The sequence below is a fragment of the Salsuginibacillus kocurii DSM 18087 genome, assembly GCF_000377705.1.
Classification (GTDB): Bacteria; Bacillota; Bacilli; order Bacillales; family Marinococcaceae; genus Salsuginibacillus; species Salsuginibacillus kocurii.
In genome coordinates this window covers 50,903-69,966 of record NZ_KB898630.1, presented here as the reverse complement: position 1 = coordinate 69,966, position 19,064 = coordinate 50,903, and the positions used below count along the sequence as shown (strand labels likewise).

General features: G+C 42.9%; 20 protein-coding genes. 18 read left to right on the top strand and 2 right to left on the bottom strand.

The genetic code is table 11. The annotated features are described in order from the left end of the window. Position 1 precedes the first annotated feature (1 nt). The 11 genes from nadA (at position 2) to yajC (ending at position 9,787) form a co-directional block, all read left to right on the top strand. Positions 2-1,105, top strand: coding sequence for a quinolinate synthase NadA (gene nadA, locus D469_RS0114745; RefSeq protein ID WP_018924177.1), 1,104 nt, complete (start codon positions 2-4; stop codon positions 1,103-1,105). Positions 1,106-1,237: 132 nt separating this feature from the next. Then, the gene (gene safA, locus D469_RS22695) at positions 1,238-2,218 is read left to right on the top strand and encodes a SafA/ExsA family spore coat assembly protein (protein WP_018924176.1); all 981 of its coding nucleotides are present in this window, start codon (positions 1,238-1,240) and stop codon (positions 2,216-2,218) included. Positions 2,219-2,301: 83 nt separating this feature from the next. Next, positions 2,302-3,096 carry a YhcN/YlaJ family sporulation lipoprotein gene (locus tag D469_RS0114735; protein ID WP_018924175.1) on the top strand — a complete coding sequence of 265 codons (795 nt, stop codon included), beginning with the start codon at positions 2,302-2,304 and terminating at the stop codon, positions 3,094-3,096. Positions 3,097-3,464: 368 nt separating this feature from the next. After that, a complete protein-coding gene (locus D469_RS0114730; RefSeq protein ID WP_018924174.1) occupies positions 3,465-4,223 on the top strand; it encodes a YebC/PmpR family DNA-binding transcriptional regulator in 759 nt (252 codons plus the stop codon). Positions 4,224-4,572: 349 nt separating this feature from the next. Then, positions 4,573-5,112: a BofC C-terminal domain-containing protein gene (locus tag D469_RS20500; RefSeq protein WP_018924172.1), complete on the top strand. Its 540-nt coding sequence runs from the start codon at positions 4,573-4,575 to the stop codon at positions 5,110-5,112. 258 nt (positions 5,113-5,370) lie between these two features. Next, positions 5,371-5,982, top strand: coding sequence for a Holliday junction branch migration protein RuvA (gene ruvA / locus D469_RS0114715; RefSeq protein WP_018924171.1), 612 nt, complete (start codon positions 5,371-5,373; stop codon positions 5,980-5,982). Positions 5,983-6,020: 38 nt separating this feature from the next. Continuing rightward, complete coding sequence (gene ruvB, locus D469_RS0114710) at positions 6,021-7,019, top strand: Holliday junction branch migration DNA helicase RuvB (protein ID WP_018924170.1); 999 nt, start codon at positions 6,021-6,023, stop codon at positions 7,017-7,019. Then, a complete protein-coding gene (locus tag D469_RS0114705) occupies positions 7,019-7,237 on the top strand; it encodes a DUF2905 domain-containing protein (RefSeq protein WP_018924169.1) in 219 nt (72 codons plus the stop codon). Before ruvB ends, D469_RS0114705 begins: the two co-directional genes overlap by 1 nt. Positions 7,238-7,310: 73 nt before the next feature. Continuing rightward, positions 7,311-8,366, top strand: a complete 1,056-nt coding sequence (gene queA / locus D469_RS0114700) for a tRNA preQ1(34) S-adenosylmethionine ribosyltransferase-isomerase QueA (RefSeq protein ID WP_018924168.1) — start codon at positions 7,311-7,313, stop codon at positions 8,364-8,366. Next, positions 8,354-9,493 carry a tRNA guanosine(34) transglycosylase Tgt gene (gene tgt, locus D469_RS0114695; protein WP_018924167.1) on the top strand — a complete coding sequence of 380 codons (1,140 nt, stop codon included), beginning with the start codon at positions 8,354-8,356 and terminating at the stop codon, positions 9,491-9,493. Before queA ends, tgt begins: the two co-directional genes overlap by 13 nt. A 39-nt stretch (positions 9,494-9,532) precedes the next feature. Beyond that, positions 9,533-9,787, top strand: coding sequence for a preprotein translocase subunit YajC (gene yajC, locus D469_RS0114690; RefSeq protein ID WP_018924166.1), 255 nt, complete (start codon positions 9,533-9,535; stop codon positions 9,785-9,787). A 334-nt stretch (positions 9,788-10,121) separates the two neighbouring features. On the opposite strand, the gene D469_RS0114680 is transcribed toward yajC, so the two are convergent. After that, complete coding sequence (locus D469_RS0114680) at positions 10,122-10,496, bottom strand: TIGR04086 family membrane protein (RefSeq protein WP_018924164.1); 375 nt, start codon at positions 10,494-10,496, stop codon at positions 10,122-10,124. Between the two features lie 130 nt (positions 10,497-10,626). Here D469_RS0114680 and D469_RS0114675 point away from each other — a divergent pair, with 130 nt between their 5' ends. Next, positions 10,627-11,916: an ArsB/NhaD family transporter gene (locus D469_RS0114675; RefSeq protein WP_018924163.1), complete on the top strand. Its 1,290-nt coding sequence runs from the start codon at positions 10,627-10,629 to the stop codon at positions 11,914-11,916. Positions 11,917-11,996: 80 nt separating this feature from the next. After that, positions 11,997-12,641 carry a DUF421 domain-containing protein gene (locus D469_RS0114670; RefSeq protein WP_018924162.1) on the top strand — a complete coding sequence of 215 codons (645 nt, stop codon included), beginning with the start codon at positions 11,997-11,999 and terminating at the stop codon, positions 12,639-12,641. Positions 12,642-12,868: 227 nt separating this feature from the next. On the opposite strand, the gene spoVB is transcribed toward D469_RS0114670, so the two are convergent. After that, positions 12,869-14,425, bottom strand: coding sequence for a stage V sporulation protein B (gene spoVB, locus D469_RS0114665; RefSeq protein WP_018924161.1), 1,557 nt, complete (start codon positions 14,423-14,425; stop codon positions 12,869-12,871). 147 nt (positions 14,426-14,572) lie between these two features. Here spoVB and D469_RS20495 point away from each other — a divergent pair, with 147 nt between their 5' ends. The 5 genes from D469_RS20495 (at position 14,573) to D469_RS20485 (ending at position 19,022) form a co-directional block, all read left to right on the top strand. Then, complete coding sequence (locus tag D469_RS20495; RefSeq protein ID WP_018924160.1) at positions 14,573-14,890, top strand: post-transcriptional regulator; 318 nt, start codon at positions 14,573-14,575, stop codon at positions 14,888-14,890. A gap of 251 nt (positions 14,891-15,141) precedes the next feature. After that, the gene (gene secD / locus D469_RS22615; RefSeq protein WP_018924159.1) at positions 15,142-16,455 is read left to right on the top strand and encodes a protein translocase subunit SecD; all 1,314 of its coding nucleotides are present in this window, start codon (positions 15,142-15,144) and stop codon (positions 16,453-16,455) included. Beyond that, entirely contained in the window at positions 16,445-17,380 is a 936-nt protein-coding gene (gene secF, locus D469_RS22610) for a protein translocase subunit SecF (RefSeq protein ID WP_018924158.1), read from the top strand. The genes secD and secF overlap by 11 nt, the downstream gene beginning before the upstream one ends. A 385-nt stretch (positions 17,381-17,765) precedes the next feature. Further along, positions 17,766-18,674: a cation diffusion facilitator family transporter gene (locus D469_RS0114650; RefSeq protein ID WP_018924157.1), complete on the top strand. Its 909-nt coding sequence runs from the start codon at positions 17,766-17,768 to the stop codon at positions 18,672-18,674. An 18-nt stretch (positions 18,675-18,692) separates the two neighbouring features. Beyond that, on the top strand, positions 18,693-19,022 hold the full coding sequence (locus tag D469_RS20485) for a LapA family protein (RefSeq protein WP_018924156.1): 330 nt from the start codon (positions 18,693-18,695) through the stop codon (positions 19,020-19,022). Positions 19,023-19,064 lie beyond the last annotated feature (42 nt).

Here is a 19,064-nt window from a genome sequence, read left to right as displayed (position 1 = left end):
GATGAGTATTATGGAAATTTTTAAAAAACAAACTGCGCTCCCTGAGCACTTTCGAACGATGAGCGAAGAGGAGCTCTGTGACTATGTAACAGAAATCAAAGCAGAACTGGGAACAAAGTTGTACATGCCGGGTCATCATTACCAAAAAGATGAAGTAATACAATTTTGTGATGACAGAGGTGATTCGCTGCAGCTTGCTCAAGCAGCAGAACGGCGGAAAGAGGCGAAGTGGATTGTGTTTTGCGGTGTGCATTTTATGGCTGAAACTGCCGACATATTAACTGAAGATCATCAGCATGTGATTTTGCCTGATTTGCGTGCTGGTTGTTCTATGGCCGATATGGCCGACATTCATCAAACTGAACGTGCCTGGGAAAAGCTGAATGACTATTTTGGTGATACCATTCTGCCGATCACTTATGTGAATTCAACAGCAGAGATTAAAGCATTTTGCGGGAAAAGAGGAGGGGCGACGGTGACCTCTTCAAATGCAGCCAAGATGGTGAAATGGGCTCTCGATAAAAAGGAACGTCTGTTATTTTTGCCAGACCAGCATTTAGGGCGTAATACAGCTTATGATCTCGGGATCGCCTTAGAGGAAATGGCAGTATGGGACCCTATTTCAGAAACTCTTTTAACAGAGGGGCCGATTAACCAAATTCGAATCATTCTTTGGAAAGGTCATTGCAGCGTCCATGAAAAATTCACAATGGATAATATAGAAACGATACGTACAGAAGAGCCGGACCGGAGAATCATTGTTCACCCTGAGTGCACATGGGAAGTAGTGCAAGCGGCTGATTACAAAGGCTCCACAAAAGCTATTATTGATGCGATTGATAATGCTAAGCCTGAGAGCAAATGGGCGATTGGTACGGAGATGAATTTAGTAAATCGATTAATAAAAGAATATCCAGACCGCTCCATCATTTCTTTGAACCCTAACATGTGTCCGTGTTTAACGATGAATCGAATTGATCTTCCTCATTTAGCTTGGAGTTTAGGTGAAATTAGAAAGCAACATATACACCATAAGATTAAAGTGAAAGATGAAACAGCTTACATGGCAAAGAAAGCATTAGACCGCATGCTTGTTCGAGCGTGAGACACCAAAAGAAACTGTTCTTCTTGCGCGGGCTGGCTCTCGCCTTCCTTTCAGCAAAATCGTTCATACGGGCCAGGTTGACTGCATAGGCTGAACACAGAACGAGCTGAGAACGATAAGGAGGAAAAGCCCGTGAAAATTCATATCGTCCAAAAGGGTGATACGCTATGGAAATTAGCAAAATCCTACGGTGTGGAATTTGAGTCGCTCAAACAGGCAAATACACATTTGGCGAACCCAGATATGATTATGCCTGGTATGAAAATCAAAATTCCAGGCAAGGAAGTGCAGGCAAAAAAAGAACAGCCAGTAAAAGAACAACCAGTGAAAGAGAAAAAGAAACCTGCTCCACCACCAAAACCACCAGCAAAAAAACCAGAACCTAAAAAGAAGCCAGCGCCAAAACCAGAAATCAAAATGCCGACTGTGCAAATGCCACCAGTGCATATGCATTATACCCACCCTGTTCAACAACAGCAGCAGTTAAATGTTCATTTTCACAAACCGAAACCTAAACAACCAAAAAAGCCAGAACCTCCAAAGAAAAAGCCAGTTAAAGAAAAGAAACCAGTTGTAAAACCAACCCCGCCAAAGAAGCCAGTGAAAGAACCAATGGCTCCGGCCCCACCGCCACCGATGCCGAAAAAACCAAAAAAGCCGCTTAAACCCAAAAAGCCATGCCCTCCACCAAAGTTAAAGCATTGTGTGCCAGTGACACCTATTATGCCTGGGTGTGCGCCATCTGCTCCGATGCATGGTCAGTTTATGCAGCAGCCAATGATGGGGCCTCAAATGCATTATGGCATGCCTGCTCCAATGCATCCGCACATGCACCAAATGCACCCACAAATGCACCCGCAAATGCATCCATATATGCAACAGCCTATGCCTATGATGCATGAAAATAATTTTAATTATGATGCCAATAATAATGACATGCCAATGCATCCCAATCAAATGCCAGAAATGAACGGTTATCCAGAATCACCATATCCGACGATTCCTTATCATATAGCACCTTATGGAGAGATGCCTCCAAATGAGTGGCCTGATAATAACTTTAATGAACGTCAATATAATAATTATGATGAAAGCGATGAAGAGGATGTTTAATCATTATGGAAGTTATGGTTTGAACTAACAGTGTAAAAATGACCTCCTTTCCTTATCCTAATGGGTGAAAGGAGGTTAAATAAATGAAAAAGATGGCACTTTCCGCTGCAGCAACTACGGTTCTTTGTGCGGGACTGATTGGTGGCTGTGGTGTAGACGGTGATGATGGCGCTACAGGAGATATGCGATATATGGCAAATGATGGTGGGGGTCAAGAGCAGGCTCCGACTACAGGACAAAACCGTTACCGAGGTGAGGGTCCTGTCACAGACATGTTTACTGTAGATGACCGAAACCGTGGGCAAGGACTAAGAGGTACTACTGGGCAAGGGCAACAACGGCCAACAGCTCAACATCATCGGAACCAAGGCATGATGCCTGGCCAAACCGGAGAAGGGTTAACACCTAACGAAACTCGCCAAGGGGGAAATGTCCAAGGTCAAACTGGTGACCGTCCTCGAATGGTTGGAGACGAGGGAACCTTTAACGGCAATGGCAACGGCAATGGCAACGGGGACGATGATTATGGGAATGACCGGAAAATTGCCTCAGACATCGTTGATTATGTAGAGGAAATTGATGATGTTAATGATGCTCGTGTAATTGTCCATGAAGATGAAGTGTTGATTGGTATTGACGCTGACGATGATGCCTCAGAAAATCTTGAACGTAAAGTAGAGCGAGAGGCTGAGGAAGCGTTTGAAGAGGATAAAGAAGTATATGTAGTAACCGATGACAGCCAATACGACCAACTTCGCGAAATGGACCATCAGCTTGAAGCTGGTGCTGCTTTTGACGAAGTGGGAGCCACGTTTAACGAAATGATTGATGATCTCGCTGATGCTGCTCAACGTCCGTTTGAACAAACTCGGGACTAACTATAAACTCTCAGTTTTTTTAGAGGCTGTCTCTTTATGGCAGCCTCTTTCTTATATTAATTTTTTCAGGTAGAGGCTAGGGAAGTGATGGTTATTCCCTTGACGGATTATAGCTTGTCGGCTGGTATATATTCCATGATATAATACATACGTCTAGTGGAGGTGACAGCTATGTTAAAGCAAATCCGTCAACTCTTTCGCACTAAGTCCTGCCATTTTTGTAAAAAAACTACTGGAACGATGCAGCAATATAAAGATACCTCTGGAAAGACGGTTTTTGTGTGCCACCTTTGTGTGCCTTACGCTGAACGACGCGGTCTTCCTAAAAATTAGATTAGAAGCGGTAGATACGTAAGGAGGGGATGTAAATGGCCGGTCATTCAAAATGGAATAACATCAAACGTAGGAAAGAGGCGCAGGATAATAAGCGTGCGAAGATGTTTACCAAGTATTCGAAAGAGATTTTTGCGGCTGTGCGCAACGGCGGTGATGATCCTTCTACAAACTTGCGGTTGCGCCTAGCATTGAGTAAAGCTCGGGCAGCGAATATGCCAAATGATAATATTGAACGTACCATTAAAAAGGCAAAAGGAGATCAAGACGGTCTCACCTATGAAGAATTAACCTATGAAGGATACGGTCCGGGCGGTGCTGCAGTTATGGTGCAAGCACTAACAGAAAATAAGAATCGAACCGTAGCAGAGGTAAGACTAGCTTTTAATAAAAATGGTGGCAATATGGGGGAAGATGGCTGTGTAGCTTTTATGTTTGATCATAAAGGCTACCTTGAGATGAACCGTGATGATACTACTATCTCCGAAGATGATATGATGCTCGAAGCTATTGAAGCAGGAGCAGAAGAATTTGAGTATGACGAAGAACGCTTTATTATTTATACAGATGCAGCTCACTTTGAGGATGTAAAACATGAACTTGAACAAAAAGGGCATGTATTTTCGAGTGCAGAAGTATCGATGATTCCTCAAACACGTACTACATTAAGTGATGAGGATGCAACTAATATGATGAAACTGATTGATCAATTAGAAGATAATGATGATGTTCAAAACGTCTATCACAATTTTGATATCACCGAGGAGCAGATTCAACATTTAACTATAGGGTAAATAAAAGTTTCTATGAAACGTTCTTGATGCGTTCGTTTCAGGCTGCTCGATTTCACCGTTGGCAAAAGGCAACCACGGGTTCCTCTTTTCGATTGAGGTCGCCGACTTTTCTTGGTTGTTGGCGTAGTAATAAGATCTCCCTTGACGTCTGGCACCTGCGAGGTCTGCCTTGACCGGCTTTTCCGGCAGGGGTTTCGCCCCTTTTGCTTCACTTATCATTAGTGAAAAATCAATGCTTCCTCTAACAGAGCCAAAAAAGCAGAGTGGAATGAAGCGATGTGTAGAGAAGCGTTGTGCATATCTACTCCATAAGTGGGAGATACTTCCTATTGAAAGGGAGTGAAAGAGTATGAACACAGCGCGGTTAACCATCCTCTCGATTCTCTGTGTGGTAGCTGGTATTGTTATCTTTCTTTCGATCACTTGGCCTGAAGATGCGAATGAACCTGAAGAAGATTACGTCGAAACGTACACACCTGAAGATTATGGTGCTAAAACAGTCGAAGTCGTTACTGCGCAAACATATATTGACGGAGTTACAGAAGAGAATGTATCAAATGAAACCATTTGGTCCCCGGACGATTTTTGGGCACAGTATGAAGATTGGACATTAGATACGCAGACTGACGGAGAAATGCTCTTCACCCGTGAAATTAATCAGTTGTCACCAGCTGCTCGGGAAAATGGATATTTAGGCATTGATGAAGATGGGACTCTTCATTTATATCAAGGCATGCCAGAACAAGGAAATATTCTTAATACATTCTTTTCTTTGCGGCTTGAAGAATTGACGACAGCGGAGCGTGCTGAACTTCGAGCAGGCTTGCGGGTAGCTCACGTGGAGGAGTTTGAGCAGTATATCAATCAATTCCAACAACTAAAACAATAAGATTATTGCAATAGCTTATGCTCTCCTGACAGTCCGTCTTATACTGATGGACTGTTTCTTATGATTGGATGTATAAAAACAGTTCTTCTAGAAACAAGTCCAAGTGGGCGTATAAGGAGAGTAACATTGCATCGTTTTATGAAAGATGTGCAAGTAATTACCTAGAGAACTCCTCAACGGCGAATTGTATTTTTCTAATAACCCAAAGTTTGCTATTATAAATGATGAATATATGTTCGTGTTGAAAGAGGAGATTTGATGATTGAGTTCTTGCAAGGTGAGATTGCTCATATTCGTGCAGAAGGTCTGACAGTTGACGTGCAAGGGGTGGGCTATCTTGTACTCTGTCCGAATCCCTATAGTTTTCAAAAACATGTCGGGGAGCAAATGAAAGTGTTTACGTATCAACATGTGCGTGAGGATGCCATTCAATTGTATGGCTTTCCAACACGTGAAGAACGTAGTTTGTTTGAAAAGTTGATTAATGTGTCCGGGATTGGGCCAAAAGGTGCGTTAGCGATACTTGCGGCTGGCCATCCTGATGCCGTTATTGAAGCCATTGAACAGGAAAATGAGACATTTCTTGTAAAGTTCCCCGGGGTTGGGAAGAAAACAGCCCGGCAAATGATTTTAGATTTAAAAGGAAAAGTAGAGCCATTATTTCCACACTCTTCTTTAATTGAAGATCAAGTGAGCGAAGAAATCTCAGCGACTGAGGAAGATAAAGCCCTTGCTGAAGCACATGAAGCGCTAAAAGCTTTAGGGTATGCTGAGAAAGAAATAAAAAAAATCACCCCAGAGCTGCAAAAGGAGTCGCTTGATGCAGATGAGTACGTAAAAAAAGCATTACGCCTTATGCTCAACATGTAGTATAGTGCAAAAAAGCGGAAGAAAGGAGGCTGAACACTTTGGATGATCGTTTAATAACCCAAGAGTCCATCGGGGAAGAAGAACAGCTGGACAATGGAATTCGACCGCTTAGTTTTACCGAGTATATTGGCCAAGAAAAAGTAAAAGAAAATTTGAAGGTTTTTATAGAAGCAGCTAAAATGCGTGAAGAAAGTCTTGACCACGTCCTTCTTTACGGACCTCCTGGTTTAGGTAAAACGACGCTGGCCATGATCATTGCTTCTGAAATGAAGGTCAACCTCCGTACCACTTCCGGTCCTGCCATTGAACGACCCGGAGACTTGGCGGCCATTTTAACTGCGCTTGAACCTGGTGATGTATTGTTTATTGATGAAATTCATCGACTGCCCCGGGCGGTAGAAGAAGTCTTGTATCCGGCCATGGAAGACTTTTGTATCGATATCGTGATTGGTAAAGAATCCACTGCCCGTTCGGTACGGCTTGATTTACCGCCCTTTACGCTCGTAGGTGCTACAACACGGGCTGGCATGCTTTCTTCGCCGCTGCGTGATCGTTTTGGGGTAATGTCGAGGCTTGAATATTATACAGAAAATGAATTGTCAGCTATCTTACACCGAAGCGGGGAATTGCTTGGGGTCGAAATGGAAGATGAAGCGGCACTGGAAATGGCCCGCCGTGCTCGCGGAACACCACGTATTGCGAATCGTTTATTAAGAAGAGTCCGTGACTTTGCCCAAGTGCAAGGGAATGGATTTGTAACTGAAGAATTATCTATTGAAGCGCTGGAGCGCCTGCAAGTTGACCGGCTTGGTTTGGATGATGTGGACCACCGGCTTTTACAAACAATTATAGAAAAATTTAAAGGCGGACCGGTCGGGTTAGAAAACATGGCGGCAACCATTGGTGAAGAAGCAAACACGATTGAAGACGTGTATGAACCTTATTTGCTGCAAATTGGGTTTTTACAGCGGACGCCGCGTGGGCGGGTAGTAACCCCGCATGTTTATCAACATTTCGGGTTGGAGGTGCCAAAATAATGGCAGAACTGCCCCGTATTATTATCGGTATTGGCGTTGTATTAATTTTGATTGGATTACTGTGGCAAGTTGGGGGAAGGTTTCTCCCTCTTGGCAAGTTACCAGGCGATTTCTTATTTCGCGGAGAAAACAGCACCTTTTATTTTCCATTAATGACATCAATTATTATTAGTGTAGTGTTATCATTGATCTTAATGCTGATTGGGCGTTTTCGTTAACAGGAGAGCCATTCTCCTGTTGTTTTTACGTTTAAAATAAAACTTAGATGAGTATGTAGAAAGGGATAGTGTTATGGACGTCTCACAATTTGACTTTTCACTTCCAGAAGAATTAATTGCTCAGACTCCGCTTACCCAAAGAGATGCCTCAAAACTGCTTGTGTTAGATCCTGAAACAGGGGAAACGAGACACCGGGCTTTTCCAGAAGTGTTAGAGACACTCGATGAAGGGGATGCGCTAGTTATTAATGACACTAGGGTAATGCCTGCCCGATTGTTTGGGCAAAAAGAAGAGACAGGCGGGAAAGCTGAGCTTCTTCTTTTAAAACAGACCGACGGAGACTCCTGGGAAGTGCTAGCCAAGCCGGCCCGGCGAATTAAACCAGGAACAATTTTAACCTTTGGCGATGGTCGATTAAAAGCGGAATGTACAGATATACTGGAGCATGGAGGAAGACAAGTTACCTTTCATTATGACGGGATTTTTTACGAGGTGCTGGACCAGCTTGGTGAAATGCCGCTGCCGCCATATATTCAAGAAACGCTGGGCGACCGTGAAAGGTATCAGACCGTTTTTTCTAAGCATGTTGGGTCTGCGGCAGCGCCAACAGCTGGCTTACATTTTACAGAAGAGTTGCTTGACCAAGCGAAGCTAAAAGGTGTGCAACTATGCCAGGTTACTCTTCATGTTGGGTTAGGGACGTTTCGGCCAGTCGAAGCAGAAACGGTGGAAGAGCATACGATGCATGCTGAATTTTATCAGATGTCTGCAGAGACAGCTGCTCTTTTAAATGAAACGAAACGCAAGGGCAAACGAATTATTGCGGTAGGGACGACTTCGTTACGAACGCTTGAAACGATTGCCAGGGAGAATGATGGTCGCTTCACGTCTTCTTCGGGTTGGACGGATATTTTTATTTATCCTGGTTATACCTTTACAGGCATTGATGCATTACTCACGAATTTTCACCTACCAAAGTCCAGTTTACTAATGCTTGTGAGTGCATTAGCTGGAAGAGAAAATATATTAAGAGCATATGAGGAAGCCATTCAAAAAAAGTACCGCTTTTTCAGTTTCGGAGATGCTATGCTCATCATGGAAGGGAGCCGTAAATTATGGCAGCAATAACGTATGAACATATAAAAACATGTAAGCAATCAGGGGCTAGACTTGGGAAAGTTCATACACCACACGGATCTTTTGACACGCCGATGTTTATGCCGGTTGGCACCCTGGCTACTGTAAAGACGTTAAGCCCGGAAGAGTTAAAAACGATGAATGCTCAAATCATTTTGGCTAATACGTATCACCTCTGGCTTCGCCCAGGAGAAGACTTAATCAAAGAAGCAGGTGGACTTCACTCCTTTATGAATTGGGATCGGCCAATTCTTACAGATTCTGGCGGATTTCAAGTATTTAGTTTAAGTGATATGCGTAATATAACGGAAGAAGGCGTTCAGTTTCGTAATCATATTAGCGGAGCTAAACTTTTTCTATCACCGGAGAAAGCAATGCAGATTCAAAATGACTTAGGCCCAGATATTATGATGGCCTTTGATGAATGCCCGCCTTACCCGGCCGAGCATAGTTATATGAAAGCATCAGTAGAGCGAACGAGCCGCTGGGCTGAAAGATGTCTGGAAAGCCACGAACGCTCTCAAGATCAGGGCTTGTTTGGAATTGTACAAGGTGGAGAATATGAAGATTTAAGGAAACAAAGTGCTGAGGACCTTGTCTCTATGGACTTTCCCGGGTATGCTATAGGAGGGCTTTCAGTCGGAGAGCCAAAAGATGTGATGAATGAGGTGCTAGAATTTACGACCCCGTTATTACCTCAAGATAAACCGAGGTATTTGATGGGCGTCGGTTCCGCTGATGCCTTAATTGACGGTGCCATTCGCGGGGTTGATATGTTTGATTGTGTCTTGCCTACTCGAATCGGCCGAAATGGGACATGCATGACGAGCGAAGGAAGACTTGTGGTTCGTAATGCTAAGTACGCTCGTGACCTTCGACCGATTGACGAAAAGTGTGACTGTTATACTTGTCAAAACTATAGCCGCGCGTACGTGCGCCATCTCATTAAAGCAAATGAAACATTCGGATTTCGCCTGACCTCTTATCACAATCTACATTTCTTGCTAAAATTGATGAGTGACGTACGTCTTGCGATTCGTAATGATTCGTTACTTGATTTTAGAGAGACATTTTTTGAGCAATATGGTTTTAACCGTGCCGATGCCAAGAACTTTTAAGGCAGGCTGGTGTTAGTCTAGAAGGGGGGGACACTTTTCATGGAAGCGATTATTATGCTCGTGCTAATGTTCGCGATCTTTTATTTCCTTTTGATTCGTCCGCAGCAAAAGCGGCAAAAGCAGATTCGCGAAATGCATGATAACTTGCAAAAAGGAGACGATGTGATCACAATCGGTGGATTGCATGGAACAATCGATGCAATCGATGAAGACAAGATCGTTCTTCTTGTTGATGATAACAAAAAATTGACGTTTGATCGCAATGCTGTTAGAGAAGTTGCTAACGAAAACTAATGTACTTAAAAGCCGCTCTCTCCTTTAAAACGGAGAGAGCGGCTTTTTTATTGGAAAAATGGTCATTGGTTAAGCATTCAATACAGTGGTCTCAGTTTTTCGCTGCAGGTGGACGCTTTCACTACAAGGGAGAGCTGAAGCCGGCAAACGAAAAAGCAGGCCCTCTTTTTTGAGATACCTGCTTGTGGGTACATTGGCAACGCTAGTGAAATATGCTTACTGTATACATAGTACGGGAAAGGCCTTTGCTGGCCCTGAGTAGGAAGACGGATTATGCTATACGGTCACTGATATATGATTGAATGTCTTTTGCTCTATATTTTATTCGTTATCTTCATTCATTTTGTCCTACGTTGACGCCAATAATCCCTCCTGCAGCAGCTACTGGCAAAAAGGCTGCTACATATAAAAGTTGGTATGAGCCCATCGCTTGGTTAAAGCCGAGAAATTGTAGTAAAAGAATTGTGATAAAAAACAGACAAGCTGATGATAGACCAAGAAGCCAGCCTCTTTCCCGTCCTTTAATACCTGCAATAAATCCTCCACTAATTAAGATCAGTCCAATGGCTACAGGGAAAATCCAGGCCATGGATTGAGGTGTGATATTTGTTGTACTCCAGACCGTGGCAAATACAGCACTAAATATGATTCCCGCAACAAGCATAAATAAAAAACTTTTCCAAATGGCATTGGTTTTTCGGTGTTCCATGAAGACTCCTCCTCTATGTTGTTGGTATTACTAAACTATGAGGGCAAGTCTTAAAGTAGAATACAAGCATTCATGTCTCCCGGCTATTTAACATAGAAATGGTACAAACCCATGCAAAGGTGGTTGGACCATGACGGAGGTGGCCTGGACTCTTGCGATTTTTATAATAAGCTATGCCTTTCTTATTTTTGAGAAAGGAAACCGGGCACTGGTAGCTGTTGCTGGTGGAACAGCCATGGTGTTTGTCGGTGTGCTCGATTTGAATGCTGCCTTTTTCCAATATGTAGACTGGCATACATTAACCCTTTTGCTGGCCATGATGATTCTTGTGCTTGTAACCAGCCAAAGCGGGTTGTTTGAGTATATGGCGATTAAAGCTGCTCAATTTGTTGGAGGCAGGGCACTCCCATTGTTTTTTTTACTCGCTGCGATGACAGCTGTAGGCTCTGCATTTTTGAATAATGTAACTACCGTCTTGTTGCTTGCTCCAATGGCGATGAAAGTAACAGGGATGTTAAATGTACCTTCATTACCTTATCTGCTTGCCATCATTTTAGCTTCAAATATTGGTGGTACTGCCACACTTATTGGCGACCCACCTAATCTGATGATTGGCCAAGCCGTCCCGGAGCTAACTTTTAATGATTTTCTCGTTCATTTAGGACCGCCTGTGTTAGTTATCTTTATATGTGTGATGCTTGGCCTTGCTTGTTATTACCGTCGTTCTTTACAAGGAGACCCTTATTTAAGAAATCGGCTGATGAACATGGAGGCAAAAGCCTATATTAAGAACAGCAGGTTAATGGTGAAATCTGTATCCGTTTTAACAGCTACATTAATTGGCTTCACACTTCAACCATTTCTTGGCGTGGAATTAACAGCGATCGCGATGGCAGGTGCTCTCTTAATTTTATTTATTTCGTACCAAGAGGTAGATACGGAAGCATTATATAAAGATGTGGAATGGGTGACCATCTTTTTTTTCGTCGGACTGTTTATTCTGGTTGGGGGATTGGAAGAACAAGGGGTGATTGACGAGCTCGCCCAATCTCTGATATATGCCACAAAAGGAGATGTGCCGACCACTTCACTGCTCATATTATGGATGTCAGGGGTGTTAAGCGGCTTTGTCGATAATGTCCCCTTTGTTGCTGCTATGATTCCCATTATTGAAGAGTTTGAACAATTTGGGGTCGTCGATTTAGATCCGCTTTGGTGGTCGCTTGCGCTCGGTGCTTGTCTTGGGGGAAATGCCACTTTAATTGGTTCAACCGCTAACGTGGTCGTTGCCGGGCTTGCTGCCAAAGCTGGGACACCCTTTAGCTATATGGATTTTTTAAAAATAGGAGTACCGGTTGTCTTCCTATCCTTTATCATCGCCACGGTATATGTGCTATTTCGGTATTTACTCATGTATTAGGCGGGCGTTTGATATTTTAAGGATGAATGTCTTAATTGTGGAAAAGCTACTCTTACAATGCAGGGTAGCAGGTGGTGCACATGGATTTAAGTCTGCTGGTTGTTAGAACGGTGCTCATTTATGTATTTTTACTGCTTGTTTTGCGTATTATGGGGAAACGAGAGATCGGGCAATTATCGTTGCTCGATTTTGTTATCTCCATTATGATTGCAGAACTTGCTGTTTTAGCTCTTGATGAGTCTGAACTGCCTATGTGGAAGGCTTTCTTTCCAATTGCTTTATTGGCTTTGATTCAGTATAGTTCAGCTTTTATATCGCTAAAGAGCGTTTTTTTTCGTAATGCAGTAGATGGAATCGCGATATTGCTGATTGAAAATGGAAAGGTTAACGAACAGAACATGCGGCGTGAGCGCTATAATTTTGATGATTTGTTGTTACAGTTAAGGCAGCAAGGAATTACTGCAATAGATGACATAAAGTATGGGATTTTAGAACCTTCTGGAGAATTGTCTGTAATAAAAAAAGGGGATGGTGTGCATAGCAAAACCTTCCCCTTTGCTTTAATTATGGATGGGAAGGTGCAGTCAAGGCATTTAGAGATGCTTGGTGTTACGGAGACATGGTTACAGAGAGAACTTTCAAAAAAAGACATTGAACAAGACAAAGTCTCCCTCTGCATGTACCAAGACGGGGGAGAACTCTACATTGATTTAAAAGACAACTAAAAAGAATGAGGAATAAACAATAGCGCGGAAAACAGACGTGGAGTAGCTACAAAGAACCTAACGTGCGTTTATATACCGGAAATGACCGACACCACTGTGGGGCGAGCGAGCCTGGTGAGACTCCGCAAAGCGGCAACCTTCCTAGGCTCGCTGCTCGCCCAGGAAGGGGTGTATATTCCAGTGGCGTTTTTCGAGAACGATGGGGTCCCCCCTTTTTTTAGTAACCGTTATTTTTTAAACATCGTAAACAACACCCGAAAATGCCGAAGATCTTTAAAATTTACTAATCGAAACGAAAACATTAATAACAGGTAAGAAAGTAAGGAAAACAAAATTCCCGCTGTAGTAATTAAAAAGACCGAATCAAGAAATGAAAATACTTCTTTTGCTTGGGCGCTAATCCACATGGTGGCACCAATCACAACAACCCAAGAAACAATCGGTCGAAAGCGAAAGACAAGACTCAATGTTTTAGCAATAGCTTGAGCGTGCAAGAGGGTGACAAGCACCATACTAAAAGAAATCGCTATAGCAGTCCCCGTCATCCCCAGATTTGGTTGGGAAGCAAGGATTGCAATTAATAAAAGCTTTATACTTGCACCGATCAAACTATTTATCATAGCAGTTCTGGCAAGATTCAATGCTTGTAGTACTGACTGCAGAGGACCCTGAAAATAGAGAAACAAGCTGAACGGAGCTATTAATTGAACATATATAGCTGCTTCAGGCGCTTCATATAATAGATCCATCAATGGTTCGGCAAATATGAACAAGATAGCGACTGAAGCTCCCCCAAATATAGTAGCTGTACGGATAGACTGGGATAAGCGGCGATGTATCAGTTCAAAGTTTTGATTAGACCATGCTTCACTAACAGCCGGCACCAGCGATATTGACAAGGCATGGGTTATAAACGTTGGCAAAAATAAAAGCGGAAGAGCGAACCCATTCAAGGCACCGTATTGACTTGTTGCCACTGCAGTAGCAACCCCGGCAGCTGCTAGACTATGGGCGACCACAATTGGTTCAAAAAAGTAGGACAAAGAACCAATCATGCGGCTGCCTGTTGTCGGAAGGGCCACCTGCATGAGATCCGAGAAATCTCTCTTGCCACTTTTTAAAGCTGTGAAAGAACGTCTGCGCACGCGAAAGGATTGCTGCTTTTTAAACTGCCAAATCATGTATAATAGAGAAACTAGTTCTCCCATCACTACTGAAATCATTGCTCCAGCGGCTGCGTATTCAATTCCAAAGGGCAGAAGTGCTTTTGTACATATAGCTACTAAGGTAATACGCACAAGTTGTTCAATAACCTGTGACATTGCAGTGGGGCGCATATTTTGTTTCCCTTGGAAATACCCTCGTAAAATTGCAGAAAGAGCAACAATAGGAACAATAGGGATCGTGGCAAGCAATGGGTAGATGGCTCTTTCATCCGTTAGTAAGTAATTAGACAAAAATGGAATAGCAAGCATCATCCCGACAGTGAAAATTACACTTAGACTGGCAGTGATGGCGATGGATACGACGAGGATCCGTTTGACCCTTGCCTCATCCCCAGTTGTTTCTGCTTCTGCCACCAATTTTGAAATTGCCACAGGTAAGCCAAATTGTGTTAACGTTATAAGTAGAATCAAAGTGGGAGTGGCCATCATATACAGGCCTACTCCTTCAGGTCCCATGATTCTAGCTACCACCATTTTATTGATAAAGCCGAGAATTCGTGTTAAAAGCCCTGCTAGTACAAGAATGACTGTTCCTTGTATAAACGTTTGTTTGGTCATGCATACACCTCCGCTCGATGTGTACGAGCCTACGTTCATGTGTATGCAATGAAGTGAGTCGCTCATGACAAGCTTTTAAAATGAAAATCTGGCAGGTATCACTTTATGAATAGTTGAAATAAAACAACCAGCTAGGAGGCTGAAAAAATGGATGATGCTAATGTAGAGCGATTTCGTGAGGACGTAGAACCTGCGCTTGAAAGTAAAGCAGCTGAATTTCTACAACTTGGTTATGGGAGAATAGCGCACGACGAACTGTTTGACCTAGCAAAACGAAAATTAAAAAAAGAACAGGCTTACCCTCGTTTACATACTATTGTGCGTGTCATTTTATCGATTAGGCCAAATGATTATATGAATAATGTAACAAAGATGTCACTTGTAGAAGGAGCACGTATGGACCAAGATGGACGAGAAGAGTTAGGAGATTTATTTCAAGAGGTTCTCGACCATTCCTCAGATTAAAATTGACAGGGAAAAAATTGCATCTGTATAATGAGTTTGTTTAAGGATGCAGCGCCGATTTCTTCGCGGCGCTTCTCTATGTGTGATGTTCTTTCATATGCGGAGGCACGTGCCCATGTTTGGAAATGTTCAGGCATGATATCGAGATACGAAGAAAGCAGGTTAACATGATAACGATAATAAACATGTGATTGTCCGAACATGCGCCTTGGTCGTTGGTTCGTATGCTACATAAGGAGGATGCTTGCTTCATGGTTAAAAAATGGAGGATTGTGGCGTTTTTCCTCATTGTTATTTTGTTGGGAGGTTTAATGTCCCAAACTGCAATGGGAATCGCTAAAAACATCAATCTCGGGCTCGATTTGCAAGGCGGCTTTGAGATTTTGTATGAAATTGAGCCTGCAGATAGTGAGCAGGACGAAGTTACTGAAGAAATGCTGAATGCTACAGTTAGTGCTTTGGATCAGCGCGTAAACGCTTTGGGGGTCTCTGAGCCGTATATTTCGATTGAAGGAGAAGACCGAATTCGCGTGCAGCTTGCTGGGGTTGAAGATCAGCAAACTGCACGGGAAATGCTGTCCACAGAGGCTGATCTTACCTTTAGAGACACAGATGATAACCTGTTGCTCTCTGGTGATTCACTTGAAGAAGGAGGAGCCAGCTTAGAATTTGATGCTCAGTCCAATGAGCCTGTTGTTGCCATTACGCTTGAAGACAGTGAAGAGTTTGGTGAAGCGAGCCAGCATGTTATTGAAGAATTCTCTCCTCCTGACGACCGTCTTGTCATTTGGCTGGACTTTGATGAAGATGAACATTCGTATGAAGAGGAAGTAATGGAAGAAGACCCTGAATTCTTGTCTGCTCCAGGCTTTCCACGTGGGCCATTATATACGAGCAATGTTCAAATTGAAGGAGGATTCTCGGTCGAAGAAGCTGAATTTCTTGCTGAGGTGTTGAATGCAGGTTCCTTACCTGTAGATATGGAAGAAATATACTCCAACGCAGTAGGGGCCTCGCTTGGGGAACAGGCAATGGAAAGTACGATTTATGCAGGCTTTATTGGAGTTGCCCTTATTTTGGGTTACATGATGGTTTATTACCGATTTATGGGCATTATAGCAGCTATTACGTTGGCAGCTTACATTTATATTGTTCTGGCCATTTTTCAATGGATGCAAGGTGTATTGACGCTCCCTGGGATTGCTGCATTGATTCTTGGTGTCGGTATGGCGGTTGATGCTAACATCATTACGTATGAACGGATAAAAGAAGAATTGAAGTATGGACGGTCAGTCATGTCGGCCTTTAAAGCGGGCAGCCGTAAGTCACTCTCTACTATTCTTGATGCCAACATTACCACCATTTTAGCAGCAGGGGTGCTTTTCTATTATGGAGATAGTGCAGTCCAAGGATTTGCAGTTATGTTGATCGTAAGTATTATAACGAGTTTCTTAACAGCCGTTTACGGTTCACGCTTGCTGCTTGGCTTCTGGGTGAAAAGCCGGGTCTTTAACAAGAAGCCGCGTGTGTTTGGGGTAAAGGAGAGTGAAATCCGTGAACTTTAATTTCGAACGTAAAAACATTAATTTTGTAAAACATCGGAAGCTCTTCTTTACCATCCCGGCAGCAATTGCCTTAATAGGCATTATCCTTTTGTCGACGCTTGGATTGAATTTAGGCATCGATTTTGAAAGTGGCTCGCGCGTAGAAGTAATGTCTGAGGAAACGTTAACCGCAGATGAAGTGTATGATGAATTTGCTTCGATCGGTTATGAGCCTGATGATATTACGATGGCTGGAGACGACAATGAGATGGCGCATGCCCGCTTTATTGGTGTTTTAGACCAAGGAGAAATCGCGGAAATTCAAGAGCATTTCACGGAAGAATACGGGGCTGAACCTAGTGTCGGAACCGTCTCCCCGCAGGTAGGCCAGGAGCTTGCCATGAATGCGTTAATTTCGGTAATGATCGCTTCTGTAGGGATTATTATATATGTATCGATCCGTTTTGAGTTTTTATATGGACTAGCGGCGATTTTAGCGCTTTTGCACGACGCTTTCTTTATCATTACTGTGTTTTCATTGACTCAGTTAGAGGTGAATATTCCGTTCATTGCTGCAGTGCTTACGATTGTAGGCTACTCCATTAATGATACGATTGTTACCTTTGACCGCATCCGTGAAAACATGAAAAATGCCGAAGTGATTGAGACATTTGATGATTTAGCGAAGATCGTTAACACGAGCTTGCTTCAGACGCTCGCTCGTTCGATCAATACCGTGTTAACTGTAGTATTTGCAGCAGGAGCTATTTTCTTGTTGGGCGGTGAAGGAATCCGCACATTTGCGTTTGCCCTTCTTATTGGTCTAGTAGCAGGAACATATTCCTCACTCTTTCTTGCTTCTCAAGTTTGGCTTGTCTGGAAAGGGAAACAGCTGGAACGACGTAAACAGAAAGAAGCACTTGCTGAAACTGAAGGTGAAGCATAAAGAAGAAGGAGCTGACATATGGGTCGGCTCCTTTTTTCATCGACCAACGTTTTCGGCCTCAGAAAGCTCATTCCTCATCTAATTACGCAGTTAGCTTCAGCTTTAACTAGGGACAAGCTCTTGTCTTCGTTTACGTCTAATTTTTGAAGGGGGTGTCCTCTTTCTTTAATTCTTTAAACCAACTTGTGATAATAGCCTTGGTCCTGAGGTAGAAACTTAAACTGGTAAGAAAATGATTAACTTTGTTTGCTATGTTATTGAGGAGCTTTCGTAAGCAATAAAATGGTAGTAAAATGAGTGAGAATTGAGCGGTTCTAAACGTGATAGGCTAGAAATGAGACAGTTACGATATACTACATAGGGACTAGTGTGCGGAGGGGATTGGATGCCTGTTGATGAGGAGCAAAGATATAAAAAGGTAAGACAGGGAGCCTGGATCGGGATTATAGGAAACCTCCTGCTTGCGGTAATTAAAGGTGTTGCCGGGGTACTTGCAAATAGCCGGGCTCTCATTGCGGATGCTGTCCATTCTGCTTCTGATGTCATTGGTTCTGTCGCTGTATTAATAGGGGTGAGAGCGGCAAAGCTTCCGCCCGACCGAGACCATCCATACGGGCACGGAAAAGCAGAATCTGTCGCTGCAATTATTGTAGCTGTACTTTTATTTATTGTAGGATTTGAAATAGCCTTAAATTCAATTCAGGATCTAACGGAGCCCGTGGTTGTACCAGGAATGCTCGCAATTTATGTGATTATTTTTTCCATTTTAGCAAAGGAACTCATGTTTCGGTACAAACATTATTTGGGTAAAAAATACAATAGCGAAGCGTTGATAACAGATGCTTGGCATCACCGCTCCGATGTTTTCTCTTCACTTGCTGTGTTAATTGGGGTAAGTGCAGCGCTTATAGGCCAAGGGTTGGAAGTCAGCTGGTTATTGTATGCCGATCTTGTAGCTGGAATCTTTGTATCCATTCTGATTATGCGAATGGCTTGGAAATTAGGAAAAGAGTCGATTCACAATGCGCTTGATCACGTGCTTCACGATGAAGATACTGTCCATATGCGAGAAGTAGCTGCCAAGGTTCCTGGGGTATTGCAAATGGATGAATTCCATGCCAGAGAGCATGGCCACTATGTGATTGTTGACATTAAGATTTCTGTGGACCCTATGATCACAGTGGAAGAAGGACACACGATTGGAAAACAAGTAAAAACGGAGCTTTTAAAAGAAGCAAGGGTGAAAGATGTCCTCGTCCATATTAATCCATATGACGAGGAGGAGAAATTATAAAGAAGTGAAGGTGGTAACATGAAGGGGCAATGGACATTAATTTTAGGCTTAATCGTAGCACTCTTAATTGCAATTTTTGCTGTTATTAATGTAGATGATGTTCAAGTCAACTTTTTAGTAGGTACTGCTGAATGGCCGCTAATACTCGTCATTATCGTCTCCGTTTTGTTAGGGGGGCTGGCAGTTGGCTCTATCGGGATGTATCGGATTTATCAGCTTCAACAGGAAATTAAACGTTTAAATAAATTTAATGACAGCACAACAGAAAGTGAAGACAGTCAGGCTGATACTGCAAAGAAAAAGAGAAGCTCCCGCCGAATGGGTCAAAAAAATAATTCAGCTGAATAACAGGTTATAATAACCAGTTTCACCAACAGCATAAACATTGTA